The sequence below is a fragment of the Streptomyces sp. H27-D2 genome (genome assembly GCF_035828615.1).
Taxonomy (GTDB): Bacteria; Actinomycetota; Actinomycetes; order Streptomycetales; family Streptomycetaceae; genus Streptomyces.
Genome location: NZ_JAYMZR010000143.1, coordinates 1 through 12,651, shown reverse-complemented (window position 1 = coordinate 12,651; position 12,651 = coordinate 1). Strand labels below are relative to the sequence as shown.

General features: G+C 73.4%; 11 protein-coding genes. 6 read left to right on the top strand and 5 right to left on the bottom strand.

Features of this window, described 5'->3' with window-relative positions; translation table 11 throughout:
- On the top strand, nucleotides 1–1,804 hold a 1,804-nt coding region (locus QMK28_RS31965; RefSeq protein ID WP_326443197.1), incomplete at its 5' end, for a hypothetical protein.
- Here QMK28_RS31965 and QMK28_RS31960 read toward each other — a convergent pair.
- From QMK28_RS31960 to QMK28_RS31945, 4 genes are all read right to left on the bottom strand, one after another.
- Nucleotides 1,774–4,176: a right-handed parallel beta-helix repeat-containing protein gene (locus tag QMK28_RS31960; RefSeq protein ID WP_326443196.1), complete on the bottom strand. Its 2,403-nt coding sequence runs from the start codon at nucleotides 4,174–4,176 to the stop codon at nucleotides 1,774–1,776. The two genes, QMK28_RS31965 and QMK28_RS31960, sit on opposite strands and share 31 nt — an antisense overlap.
- A gap of 97 nt (nucleotides 4,177–4,273) precedes the next feature.
- The gene (locus tag QMK28_RS31955; protein WP_326443195.1) at nucleotides 4,274–4,876 is read right to left on the bottom strand and encodes an Rv1733c family protein; all 603 of its coding nucleotides are present in this window, start codon (nucleotides 4,874–4,876) and stop codon (nucleotides 4,274–4,276) included.
- Between the two features lie 239 nt (nucleotides 4,877–5,115).
- Nucleotides 5,116–5,946, bottom strand: coding sequence for an MOSC domain-containing protein (locus QMK28_RS31950; RefSeq protein WP_326443194.1), 831 nt, complete (start codon nucleotides 5,944–5,946; stop codon nucleotides 5,116–5,118).
- A gap of 46 nt (nucleotides 5,947–5,992) precedes the next feature.
- A complete protein-coding gene (locus QMK28_RS31945) occupies nucleotides 5,993–6,487 on the bottom strand; it encodes a DUF6643 family protein (protein ID WP_326443193.1) in 495 nt (164 codons plus the stop codon).
- Between the two features lie 211 nt (nucleotides 6,488–6,698).
- On the opposite strand from QMK28_RS31945, the gene QMK28_RS31940 reads away from it, so the two are divergent.
- On the top strand, nucleotides 6,699–8,000 hold the full coding sequence (locus QMK28_RS31940; protein WP_326443199.1) for a TerD family protein: 1,302 nt from the start codon (nucleotides 6,699–6,701) through the stop codon (nucleotides 7,998–8,000).
- A gap of 44 nt (nucleotides 8,001–8,044) precedes the next feature.
- Here QMK28_RS31940 and QMK28_RS31935 read toward each other — a convergent pair whose 3' ends face one another.
- On the bottom strand, nucleotides 8,045–9,217 hold the full coding sequence (locus QMK28_RS31935; protein ID WP_326443198.1) for a glycosyltransferase: 1,173 nt from the start codon (nucleotides 9,215–9,217) through the stop codon (nucleotides 8,045–8,047).
- 421 nt (nucleotides 9,218–9,638) lie between these two features.
- Between QMK28_RS31935 and QMK28_RS31930 the strand changes: the two genes are divergently transcribed.
- The 4 genes from QMK28_RS31930 to QMK28_RS31915 all read left to right on the top strand — a co-directional run bounded on the left by QMK28_RS31930 (nucleotide 9,639) and on the right by QMK28_RS31915 (nucleotide 12,618).
- Nucleotides 9,639–10,427 carry a glutamate racemase gene (locus QMK28_RS31930; RefSeq protein WP_326443192.1) on the top strand — a complete coding sequence of 263 codons (789 nt, stop codon included), beginning with the start codon at nucleotides 9,639–9,641 and terminating at the stop codon, nucleotides 10,425–10,427.
- A gap of 51 nt (nucleotides 10,428–10,478) precedes the next feature.
- On the top strand, nucleotides 10,479–11,051 hold the full coding sequence (locus QMK28_RS31925; protein ID WP_326443191.1) for a hypothetical protein: 573 nt from the start codon (nucleotides 10,479–10,481) through the stop codon (nucleotides 11,049–11,051).
- 166 nt (nucleotides 11,052–11,217) lie between these two features.
- Entirely contained in the window at nucleotides 11,218–11,709 is a 492-nt protein-coding gene (locus tag QMK28_RS31920; RefSeq protein ID WP_326443190.1) for an NUDIX hydrolase, read from the top strand.
- A gap of 90 nt (nucleotides 11,710–11,799) precedes the next feature.
- On the top strand, nucleotides 11,800–12,618 hold the full coding sequence (locus tag QMK28_RS31915) for a 3-hydroxybutyrate dehydrogenase (protein WP_326443189.1): 819 nt from the start codon (nucleotides 11,800–11,802) through the stop codon (nucleotides 12,616–12,618).
- The last annotated feature ends 33 nt before the right edge of the window (nucleotides 12,619–12,651 follow it).

Sequence of the window (12,651 nt, the reverse complement as noted above, 5' to 3'; positions counted from 1 at the left end):
CTGGTCCGGCCGCAGACTGGTGGCCCGGCTGCGCGCGGCGCACACCGCCGCCGGGTTCCTCACCGTCGGCGCGGCGCTGACGGCCGCCGCGAGCCGCTACGACCGCAAGCCGGGCGGCAACCCGTGGCTGGACGCCTTCGGCTGGGTGGTCGTCGCCGTGCTCGCGGTGGTCTCCGCCGTGGTGGTGGCCGTCATCTGGTCCCGGGGGCGCAGCGAGGCCACCCCCGACGACCGGGCCGAGAAGCTCGTGGTGACCGCGCTGCCCGGCACGGCGCTGACGGTGCTGCTCGCGTCGGCGCTGCACGCCGCCTGGTCGCGGCCCGGCTGGACCTCCCGCGGACTGCTGCCCGGCGACGAGACCTTCGGCGTCATCGCCCTGGTCCAGGGGCTGCTGGTGGTCGGGCTGGGAGTGACCGCGCTGATCCTCCACCGCGCCGCGCCCGTCGAGCGGACCCCGCTCGGCGGCCTCGGCGGAGCGGCCGTCGCGATGCTCGCGTGCGCCCTCGGCGGGCTGATGTCCGGCGGCGTCGCCCAGCGGGTCGCCGACTGGCTCGACGGCGGCGGCACCCCCGGTGAACAGCGCGGCCCGATCGTCGGGCCGCCGGTGGTGCTGTCCTGGCAGGCCTCGGTGATCCCGGCGCTGCTGCTGCTGGTCGTCGCGCTGCTCGGGTGCTTCGGCTGGAAGGTGTGGCGGACCCGTAAGCAGCTGATCCGCACCATCCCCGGCGAGTACGGAACCGACCGGCCCGACAGCGCGCGCACCGAACGGATCGCGGGCGCCATCGCCCGCGCCGGGCTCACCGACTCCGCACGCTGGGTCATCGGCACCGTCGCGCTGGTCACGCTGGTGCTGGGCGGGGTGGCCGTCGCGGGCGCCTGGTGGACGGGGAAGGTGCCGGGCCGGGCCGCCGAGCACAGTCCAGGACCGGTGGAGGCCGCGGCGCAGACCGCGCAGGCGCTCGGCTCCTGGATGATCGGGCTGGGGTTCCTGCTCTTCATCACCTGGGGCCGCCGCGCCTACCGCGACGCCTCCGCCCGGCGCACCATCGGCATCCTCTGGGACGTCGGCACCTTCTGGCCGCGCGCGGCGCACCCCTTCGCGCCCCCCTGCTACGCCGAGCGCGCCGTCCCCGACCTCACCTGGCGGATGAGCACCTGGACGCAGCGCACCGGCGGCCGGCTCGTCATCTCCGGCCACTCGCAGGGCAGTGTGCTGGCCGCCGCGGCCGTCTGGCAGCTCGACCGGCGCACCCGGCAGCGCGTCGCGCTGCTCACCTACGGCTCACCGCTGGAGCGGCTCTACGGGCGCTGGTTCCCGGCGTACTTCGGGCCGACACCGCTGCGCGCCCTGCACGGTGAGCTGCACTGCTGGCGGAACCTGTGGCGTCGCACCGACCCGATCGGGGGCCGCATCCGGTTGGCGGACGAGGCGGGGCCCGAGGTCGACCGGCCGTCGCTGCTGGACCCGCTCGCCTACGGCCGCACCCGCGAACACCCACTGCCCGCGCCGATCCTGGGGCACTCGGACTACCAGGCGGACCCGGCGTTCGCCGAGGAGCGGGCCGGGCTGCTCGCCCGCCTGGGGCCCGTACCGGCCGCCGGGCCGGAGCCCGTAGCGGAAGAACCCGTAGCGCCCGTGGAAGGAGCGGAAGAGGAGCCGCGAACGGCTGGGCCGCCGCCCGAGCGGAAGTCCGCGCGCCCCTCCGGCCCGCCGTCCGGGAAGCCGCCCGAACAGAGTGCCGGCGTCCCACCGCAGGAGCGCGGAGCGACGGATCAGAGCAGCTCGGGGAGGTCTTCCGGGTAGAGCAGGGTGAGGTCGTCGGTGCTCGGGTCGGCGTGCTGGGCGACCCGGCCGGCGTGCCGCTCGACCATCGCCTCGAAGGTCTGCCGGGCGGTCCGGCCATTGCCGAACCCGGGGCCCTTCGGGATCATCGTGAAGTACTTCGTCAGCGCCTCGGCCGCGCCCTCGCCGATCCGGTACTCGTGCTCCTGTGCCTGCTGCTCGACGATGCGCAGCAGCTCTTCGGGGGCGTAGTCGCCGAAGACGATGGTGCGGGAGAACCGGGAGGCGACGCCCGGGTTCACGGACAGGAAGCGCCGCATCTCCTCGGTGTAGCCCGCGACGATCACCACCACCGCCTCCCGGTGGTCCTCCATCAGTTTCACCAGCGTGTCGATGGCCTCGCGGCCGAAGTCGCGCCCGGAGTCCTCGGGGGACAGCGCGTACGCCTCGTCGATGAACAGCACGCCGCCGCGCGCCTTGTCGAACGCCTCCTGGGTGCGGATCGCCGTCGAGCCGATGTGCTCGCCGACCAGGTCCACCCGCGACACCTCGACGAGGTGGCCGCTCTGGAGCACGCCGAGTGAGGCGAGGATCTCGCCGTAGAGCCGGGCGACGGTCGTCTTGCCGGTGCCGGGGGAGCCGGTGAAGACCAGATGCCGGCGCGCGGAGGCGGCCTTGAGCCCGGCCAGCTGCCGGCGGCGGCCCACTTCGATCATGTCGGTGAGGGCGCGCACTTCGCGTTTGACGCTCTCCAGCCCGACCAGGGTGTCGAGTTCACCCAGCACCTCGTCGGAGGGCCGGCCCGGCTCGGCGACCGCGGGCGGGGCCGCTTCGGGGGCGGCCTGCTGCGGCACGCCGCCGAGCAGCCCGGCGGTCTGCACGGCCCGCTCCGCGGTGAGCACAGCCGCGGCCGGCTCGGCGGCCGAGCTCTCGTCGCTCGTGCACTCCTCGCGGACCGGGCCGGGCTCGGCGAACTCGTAACCGCCCCGGGCGCAGCGCTCGGTGCGGCAGCGGGTCAGCGAGGTGCGGCAGCCGTCGATGATGTGGAAGCCGTAGCCGCTGCTCCCGGTCACCCGGCAGCCGTGGAAGGTGCCGCGGCCCTCGGCGGAGACGTAGAAACCGGCCTCGACCGGCGAACTGACCGTGCAGCGCTCGATGCTGGGGTCCGCGCCCTTGGTGACGATGACGCCGGTCGCGACGCCGTCGATGGTGCAGTTCGAGAGCGTGCCGCCGCTGCCGTGGTCCCGGAACCAGGCGCCGGTGGCCGCCTCGCGGATGCGGCAGTCGTCGATCTGCACGGTCGCGCCGTCGCTCACCGACACCACCGTGTTGCGGACCTGGGCGAGGTCGCTGTCGACGACGTCGGCGCGGGAGCCGCGGTCCAGGACGAAGATCGCGTCGGGTACGTCGTGCACCCGGCAGGCGTCCAGGACGGCGGTGGCGCCGTCGCTGACCCACACCGCGGGATAGTCGCCCGTGCTGTCGTGGATCTCGCACTGGTTGGCGTCCACACGGGTGCCCGGGTCCCAGACCGACAGGCCGTTGCGGCCGAACCGGCGGACCTTGCTGCGGGTGAGTGTGAGCACCGAGCGAGCGCGCAGGTCGATCGCGTTCTCCGGGATGTCGTGGATGTCGCAGTCGGAGAGGGTGAGCACGGCGTCGGTGTCGAGCGTGACGCCGTCGGCCGAGGTGCGGTGCACTGTGCAGTCGGTGAGGTGCCCGGTGGCGCGGGTGGTGACCTGCACGCCCGTGCCCTTGATCTCGTAGATCTCGCAGCCGACGGCCTCCAGCGCGCTGTTCTCGCCGCTCAGCGACAGACCGGCGCCGGAGGTGTGGTGGATGCGGCAGCGCTCCAGCCGCGGGTGGGCGCCGCCCTGCACCGAGACGCCGGACTGGCCCGCGCAGACCACTTCGCAGTCCTCGAACACGCCGCCCGCGCCGTCCAGCACGCTGATGCCGATCCCGGCCGGGTTGTCGACGGTGCAGCGGCGCGCGGTCGGGCGGGCGCCGGCCCGTACTTCGATGCCGACGGCCGAGCGGGTGGCGATCCGCAGATCGGCCAACTCCGGTGCGCAGTCCTCGATGAGCAGTGCGGGCGAGGCGGAGTCCTGGCCCTCCAGATGCAGGTCCTGGACGGTCGCGGAGGCACGGATGGTCAGCGCGACGCCGTCCGGCGGGGCGATCCGGACGGAGCCCAGCGCCCCTTCCGAGCCGCGCAGGGTCACGGCCCGCTGCAGTACGAGGTTCTCCCGGTAGGTGCCGGGGGCGATGGACAGGACGTCGCCGTCGCCCGCCGCCTCCAGCGCCGCGGCGAGGGAGGCGTACTCGCCGGTGCGCCGTCGCCACCGTGATGTGCCGGTGTGCGTCACCTGGACCGAACCCTGTGGTGCCATGCTGCTGCTGTGCCCCCACCTCGTGCGTGTGCCGACCGGCTACGGCTGTTGTACCGCCGCTCCACGGTAGCGTGCGTGGGGCTGGGGAGTTGACCGGTCAGCTGCCCGCGCCGGCCCGGCCCCAGTCCTGACCGGCTCGGTCCCACTCCTGGTCCCAACGGGCGTACCGCCGTTGCATGAGCTGCCATACGACGAGCCGGCGCGCCCCCTCCACCAGGCCCGCGGCGGCGGCCGCGGCGGCGACCCCGGCCAGCGCGGCGTGCGAGGCCGCAGTGCTGCCGTCCATCGGCCGGTTGGTTATCCGCCCGGAGTTGTCCGTCCATATCCGGAAACCCTGGCCCGGGGAGATGGCGCGCGGAGCGCTGATCCGCCCGGCGTGCCTGCTGCCGTCCGGCGCGGTCCAGGTCGCGAACACCCGGCGGTGCGCGTCGCGGGCCGAAGAGGTCTCCGGGTCGGGGTCGACCGGGGGATGAGCGACCTTGCGGACCACCGTCACGCGGACCAGCGCGCGGTCGTGCTGCTGCTCGCCGACCGTCCGCAGCAGCGCGCCGTGCGCGGAGCCGCCCGCCGCCCAGCCGACGGCCGGAGCGCCCAGCACGATCAGCAGGGCGGCCAGGAACGCCGCCCAGGTCTCGATACGGTCGGTCGAACGGCGCAACGGATTGCGGCGCCACCGCCAGAGGCCCACTATCGCTCGCATGCCACCGCACCCCTTCCCCCTTCGTAAGTACCTCATTTGGTGCGGCACATGCGGCAGATGACGGAACCGAGAGCGAAATCACCTCGCCGGGAGTCCGCTCGCCCTCGCACGCTGACACCTGATCGCACGGTCGTCCGCTTCCCGAATCCGCGAGTGCCTCCCCGGGGACCGCGCCGCGGGCGGCAAGGCCCGCGGCGACCGCCCTGCCGTCCAGCTCCCGCACCCTCTGCCCCGGTCCGCTAGCCGATGACCTCCAGCGGGTCGCCGACGCGCAGCGTGCCACGGTTCTCGGGGACCAGGTTGTGGCCGAAGACGAGCTGGTCGCCGATGCGGCGGTGCCGGGCCAGGGTGCGCAGCGGTTCCTTGCCGCGCTCGGCGGTCCGCTGATCGGTCGTGGTGATCACGCAGCGGCCGCAGGGCTTGGCCACCCGGAAGCTCACCTCGCCGATCCGGACGCGCTTCCAGTCGTCCTCGGCCCAGGGCGCGCTGCCGTTGATGACGACGTTGGGCCGGAAGCGGTTCATCGGCAGCGGGCCCTCGTCCGCGTGGTCACCCTGGGCTATCAGGGAGTTGAGGGCGTCCAGGGAGGAGGTGGTGGTCAGCAGCAGCGGGAAGCCGTCGGCGAGGCTCACGGTCTCGCCCGGCAGTGCGCGGGCCGGGTCCAGCGGTCTGCTGTGCGCAGGGTCGTGCAGATGGACGAGCGACACCTCGGCGTCCAGGTGAGCGCTCAGCCACCGCCCCGCAGCGGCCCCCGCGGGCACCGCCTCGATCTTGTCCCGCCACACCTCGACGGTCGTGAGCCCGGCGGACGCGGGCTCGGGCACGGCGACCGTCAGCTCGGCGCGGCCTCGCGCGGTGAGCCGGATCCCTCCGTCCGGCAGCGTCAGAGCCCTGGCCAGGGCCAGCTTCGGGTACTGACGTTGGCTGATGAACCTGCCGTCCCGGTCGACCAGCATCCACCGACGGTCCCCGGCGAGACCCCACGGCTCCACGGTCGCCTCGCCGTGGTCTGCCCCCGCAGCAGACTTCACCGGATAGACGTGGAGCGCGCTGAGTACTGGTTTCGCCATGGAGCCATCTTGCCAGTCACCTAGGACAACTGATCGATCGGCCGGATCAGTAGCCGCGGGGCGGGTACTGCCGCCCGTAGGGGTCGTCGTACGGGGTGGGCGGCTGCGGGGCCGCCGGACGCATCGCCTCGTAGCCGGTTCCCGGAGCCTGCCGGCGCGGCTGCTGCGGCTGCGCCTGCTGGTTCGGGTAGTTGTAGCCGCGCGAGCCGCCGGCCTGCTGCGGGATGTACGGCGCGGGAGCGTGCTGCAGCGGGGCGTGCTGCAACGGTCCGCCCTGCTGCTGTTGCTGCATGGCGGGGTAGCCGTGCGGCGGGGTCTGCTGGTACGAGGGGTATGAGGGGTATGAGGGAGCGGCCGGCAGCGCGGGGAGGGCTGACGGCAGTGCGGGCAGGTAGCCGCCGGTGTCGTAAGCGGCGGGCACGCGGATCGGCGCGATCTGTGGGGTGCCCCGCTCGGCGACCAGGCTGTCGTAGATCGGGGTGTCCGGGAAGGACGGCGCAGCGTAGTAGCCGCCGCCGTAGGTGCTGCGGGGGTAGCTCATACCCCATAAGTTAAGCCCACGATGTGCCGGTTGGGGAGACCGATAAGAGGGTTGTTTCGGGTGCTCTGAGTGACTGTGGACCCCCAATGTGAGCGAATCTGGGAAAATCGGTCGTCAAGATGCGTAGGGATCGTGTAAAGAGCGGCTCTTCAGGGGTCTTGGATTAGGTTGTGCAGTGAACGCTGGAATGGACGAGGGGGAGAGCATGTCGATGCGCAAGGGCACCAATGTTCAGGTGTCGGCGACGGCGGTGCGGGTCGAATTGGGTTGGCGCACCGGCCCGGGTGTCCCGGACGTGGACGCCTCCGCGCTGCTGCTGGTGTCCGGCAAGGTCCGCTCCGACGCGGACTTCGTCTTCTACAACCAGGCGGAGCACTCCTCCGGCGCGGTTCGCTACGAGGGCAAGCAGCCGGCCGGCGGCGCGTCCGGTCCGGTGACCGACGCGCTCTCCGCCGACCTCGCCCGGGTCGAGCCCGTCATCGAGACCATCGTGCTCGCGGCCTCCGCGGACGGCGGCACCTTCGGCCAGGTGCCCGGTCTCTGCATCCGGGTGCTCGACGCGTCGAACGGCGCCGAACTCGCGCGCTTCGACAGCGAGGACGCCTCCGTCGAGACCGCCTTCGTGCTCGGTGAGCTCTACCGCCGGCAGGGCGGGTGGAAGTTCCGCGCCGTCGGCCAGGGCTACAGCAGCGGACTCAGCGGCCTGGCCTCCGATTACGGGATCAGCGTCGACGAACCGGCCCCGGTCCAGGCGGCCGCTCCCGCGCCGGTCCAGGCGCCCGTTCCGGCCGCCGCGCCCGTAGCGCCTGCGATGCCGGCCGCTCCCGCGATGCCGGCCGCGCCGGCCGCTCCCGCCGCGCCGCCCGCCGCGCCCGTTCGCCTCACCAAGGTCACGCTGACCAAGGAGGCGCCCTCGGTCTCGCTCACCAAACAGGGCGGCACCTCCGGTTCGATGCGGGTCAATCTCAACTGGCAGGTGCACAAGCAGTTCCGCAGCTGGGGCCAGAAGCTGGGCAAGGCGATGGCCAACCACTCGGATCTGGACCTCGACCTCTGCGCGTTCTACGAGCTGACCGACGGGCGCAAGGGTGTGATCCAGGCTCTGGGCAACGCCTTCGGCTCGCTGCACCAGCCGCCCTACATCCATCTCGACGGCGACGACCGCACCGGCGCCGTGGACACGGGTGAGAACCTCACCGTCAACCTGGACCACAAGGACGAGTTCCGGCGCATCCTCATCTTCGTCACCATCTACGAGGGCGCCCGCAGCTTCGCCAACCTCAACGCCACGGTCACGCTCCAGCCGCAGCACGGCGCGCCCATCGACTTCTCGCTCGACGAGTGCAACGTGCCGTCCACGGTCTGCGCGCTCGCGCTCATCACCAACGACAACGGAGACCTGGTCGTCCAGCGCGAAGCCCGCTACCTGGTGCCGGAGCGCGGCGTCAGCCCGCAGCGCACCGCCGACTACGCCTACAGCTGGGGCATGAACTGGACCCCGGGCCGCAAGTAGCCGTCGCGATCCCGCGGTCACCGGCGGTGACCGCGGCCGGACCGTCACCGCGGGGTGGAGGGGCGGGCGTACGTCCGCCCCTTCCACGCCGCACCGCGCCCCCGGTAGTGCCGCACGGCGGAATCAACCGTCATCAGCAGATACAGGACGGCCGTGAAGGGCAGCAGCGGCGCGAGCCACAGGGCCTGCCGGTAGTAGCGCAGCATCGGTACGTACGTACCGGCCATCAGGGCCCAGGCCGCGCCACCCGTCACCGCCGGCAGCGGATCGCCGGTCAGCATCCCCGCGAGGAGTGCGACGGGGGGCGCGAGGTACACCACCGCGAGCCCCCCGACCGTTCCCGCGAGCAGCAGCGGATTGTGCCGCAATTGCGCGTACGCGCTGCGCGACACCATCCGCCACAGCTCACCGAGCCCCGGGTACGGACGGACGCTGTCCACCCGCTCGGCCAGCCCCAGCCAGATCCGTCCACCGCTGCGCTGCACCGCCCGCGCGAGCGTCACATCGTCGATCACCGCGTGCCGGATGCTCTCCGGAATCCCCGCCCGCTCGGCCGCCGCGCGGCGCAGCAGCACGCAGCCGCCGGCGGCTGCGGCGGTCCGCGAGCCGGGCCGGTTGACCCAGCGGAACGGGTAGAGCTGGGCGAAGAAATAGACGAACGCCGGGACGATCAACCGCTCCCAGCCGGAGGCCACCCGCAGCCGCGCCATCTGGGACACCAGATCGAGATCGGCGGAGCGCGCGGCGCTCACCAACTCGCGCAGGCTGTCCGGTTCGTGTGCGATGTCCGCGTCCGTCAGCAGCAGATACTCGGCGTCCAGGTCCGTACGGGCTCGCGCGAGCGCGATGCCGTGCCGCAGGGCCCAGAGCTTCCCGGTCCAGCCCGGCTCCGGGTCGCCGGGGGAGTCCACGGTCAGCGGCAGCCCGCAGGCCTCGTCCGCCGCCGCCAGTGCGCGGGCCAGCGCGCCGGTGCCGTCGCTGCTGCCGTCGTCGATCAGAAAGATCTCGGCCCGGCCCGGATAGTCCTGCGCGAGCAGCGACAGCAGGCTCACCGGCAGCATCTCGGCCTCGTCCCGCGCCGGCACGACGACGGCTACCGACGGCCAGCGCTCCGGATCCCGCCGCTCCGGCAGCCGGACGTCCGTCCGCCAGAAGAAACCCTGCCCCAGCAACAGCCATACCCAGGCCAGCAGCGACCCGGCGGACACCCACGTCAGCACGCTCACTTGCGAAGTCTCCCGCATGGAGTGCTCTTCACGAGGCTTTCCCGGCGAGGTGGGCCCTGTCCGGAGCGACACTGGGGGAGCGCGCCGGCTCGCTGCACCGCGCGGGGGGTTGCTGTGACGGGTGGGGCGTCGGTACGGGCTCGGGCGGCCCGCAGGGGCTCGGGCGGCCCGCAGAGGCTCCTGCCGCCTGCCTGCCGCCTGCCTGCCGCCTGCCTGGGGCCGGCCTGAGGGGGCGCGCGGTTCGTCTGAAGCCCGCAGCCGGACCCGTACGCGCCGGGCCCGTAGCCGGACCGGCAACGCGGTTCGCCCGGGGCTCGCAGCCGGACGGGTCGCGCCTGGGGTGCGCAGTCGACAGGGCCCGCCGTCCGGGGCTGCCGACCGGCTGCGGCACCTGCCCCAGTACAGTGACCGGGTGAAGATCGCGCTGATGGACTCCGGAATCGGCCTGCTGGCTGCAGCCGCCGCCGTGCGCGCGCTGCGGCCCGACGCAGATCTTGTGCTTTCCTCCGATCCGGAGGGGATGCCGTGGGGGCCGCGCACTTCCGAGTACGTCACGGCGCACGCCCTCGACTGCGCGCTCGCCGCGGCCGCGCACCACCCCGACGCGCTGATCGTCGCTTGCAACACCGCCTCCGTGCACGCGCTGCCCGCGCTGCGTGCCGCGCTGGAGCCGGGGCTGCCGGTCATCGGGACCGTACCGGCGATCAAGCCCGCCGCAGCGGGCGGCGGGCCGGTCGCGATCTGGGCCACGCCGGCCACCACCGGCAGTCCGTACCAGCGTGGTCTGATCCGCGACTTCGCGGCGGACGTCGCCGTCACCGAGGTGCCCTGCCCCGGCCTGGCCGACGCCGTGCAGCGCGCGGACGAGGAGGCCATCACCGCCGCGATCACCGCCGCTGCGGCCCTCACACCCGGGGATGTAAGGACCGTCGTCCTTGGCTGCACCCATTACGAACTCGTCGCGGAGCGTATCCGCGCCTCCGTACAACCGGCGCACGCCCCCGCCGTCGCCATGTACGGATCGGCCGGCGCGGTCGCCGCGCAGGCGCTGCGCCGGATCGGTGCGCAGCCCGCGCCCGACGCCGAGCCGACCGGCGGTCTCGCCGTGATCCTCGGCGGTCGCGCGGAGCAGTTGCCCGCGGCGGCGCTCGGCTACGCGGAGGGGCGTCTGCTCGCCGCCGCCGCGCCCGCTCGCGGATAGCGACGTCCGCGGATCCTGCCGAGGCGGGGGAAGGCGCGTAGGCTGCCACCCATGAGGGACCACCCCCGCGACGGGGCAGCAGCCCCCGGCAGCCCCGAATCACCCACCGCCCCCGAAGTCTGGACCGGGCGGGCCACCAACCGTGCGCAGTGGCTGCTCGCCTGCGCGGGGGCGGCCTGCCTGGCGCTGGGCATCGAGCTCGGCTTCGAGCCCGAGAGCGCGGGCGGTGTGGCGCCGCTCATCATGTCGATGATCGGCTGCATCGCCGCCGGCCTGCTGATGCTCTACGGCACGCTCGCCTTCGTCCACGTGGCCGTACGGGTCGATCACGAGGCCCTCGAAGTGCGCTGCGGGCACATCGGGCTGCCGCGCCGCCGCATTCTGCTCGCCCACGTGGTCGGCGCGGATTTCGCGCCGCGTGTCACCCCCCGGCAGTGGGGCGGCTGGGGCTACCGCTGGCGGCCCGAGAAGGGCACCGCGGTCGTCGTGCGACGCGGCGAGGCGCTGGTCCTGCGGCTCGGCGACGGGCGCAGCTTCACCGTGACCGTGGACGACGCGGAGGCGGCGGTGCGGGTGATCCGCGACCGGCTGCTGCCGCAGCCCGGACGCGCGGACAAGGCGTAGCGCTCGTCCGCACCCGCTCGTCCCGCAGCCCGACCCGGCGGCCTTCTCCGGCCCCACCTGGGCCGACGCACCCGGGGAACGCTCCCAGGACCCGCGGAACGCCCCCTGCGGCTCCCGTGCCCACGGACGCGCCGGGACCACCCCGGACAACCTCTAGGCTCGATGTATGTCGACACCCGAATTCATCCGTGAGATCCGCGCGAGCGCCGGACAACAATTGCTCTTCCTGCCCGGAGTGAGCGCCATCGTCTTCGACGACGACGGGCAGGTGCTGCTCGGGCGGCGCGCCGACAACGGCCGGTGGTCGATCATCGGCGGCATCCCGGACCCGGGGGAGCAGCCGGCGGCGGCGGCCGTGCGCGAGGTGTTCGAGGAGACCGCGGTGCGCTGCGTGCCCGAGCGGGTGCTGCTGGTGCAGGCGCTGGACCCCGTCCAGTACCCGAACGGCGACCACTGCCAGTTCATGGACATCACGTTCCGCTGCCGTGCGGTGGGCGGGGACGAGGCGCGGGTCAACGACGACGAGTCGCTCGAAGTCGGCTGGTTCCCGCTGGACGGGCTGCCGGCGCTGGAGGACTTCGCGCTGATGCGGATCAAGCTCGGGCTCACGGACGAACCGACGTGGTTCAGCCCCACGGAGATCCCGGTGGCCAACTGACCCGACATGGCGTGTGAGGCCACTACCCGCCGCCGCTTTGTGGGGCCGGAGCACATCGGTGGCGGTGCGGCGGCTGCCTAGCCTGCGGTCATGACCCTGCCGCACCGGGAGAGCCGTCCCGCCCCGTACACCGTCTCGCCCGACGTCTGTCTCGACCTCGGCGGCCGTACCGCCCTCGTCACCGGCGCGGCGGGCGGCATCGGCCGCGCGTGCGCGCTGCGGCTGGCCGCGGCCGGGGCCGAGGTACGGGCCGTCGACCGGGACGCCGACGGCCTCGCGGAGCTGACCGCGCGGGCGGCCGGTCTGCCCGGCGCGATCGAGGCCCAGCACTTCGACCTCACCGACCTGGAGGCCGCCGAACGGGCCGCTGTCGGCGCCGACGTGCTCGTGAACAACGCCGGCCTGCAACTCGTCCGCCCCATCGAGGAATTCCCGCCCGAGGTCTTCGCGAGTGTCCTCACCGTCATGCTGGAGGCCCCGTTCCGGCTCATCAGGGGCGCGCTGCCGCACATGTACGAGCGGGGCTGGGGCCGCATCGTGAACATCTCGTCCGTGCACGGCCTGCGGGCCTCCGCCTACAAGTCCGCGTACGTGGCCGCGAAGCACGGCCTCGAAGGGCTGTCCAAAGTCGCCGCCCTGGAAGGCGCGCCGCACGGCGTCACCTCCAACTGCGTCAGCCCCGGCTACGTCCGCACCCCGCTCGTCGAACGGCAGGTCGCCGACCAGGCCGCCGCCCACGGCATCCCCGCGGAGCGCGTACTCGCCGAGATCATGCTCGCCGACTCCGCGCTCAAGCGGCTCATCGAACCGGAAGAGGTCGCGGAGGCCGTCGCCTACCTGTGCACCCCGGCGGCAGCCTTCGTCACCGGCGCGTCCCTCGCCATGGACGGCGGATGGACGGCGCACTGAGCCCCGCCGCCCGCGCGGTCAGCTCCGCGAGGC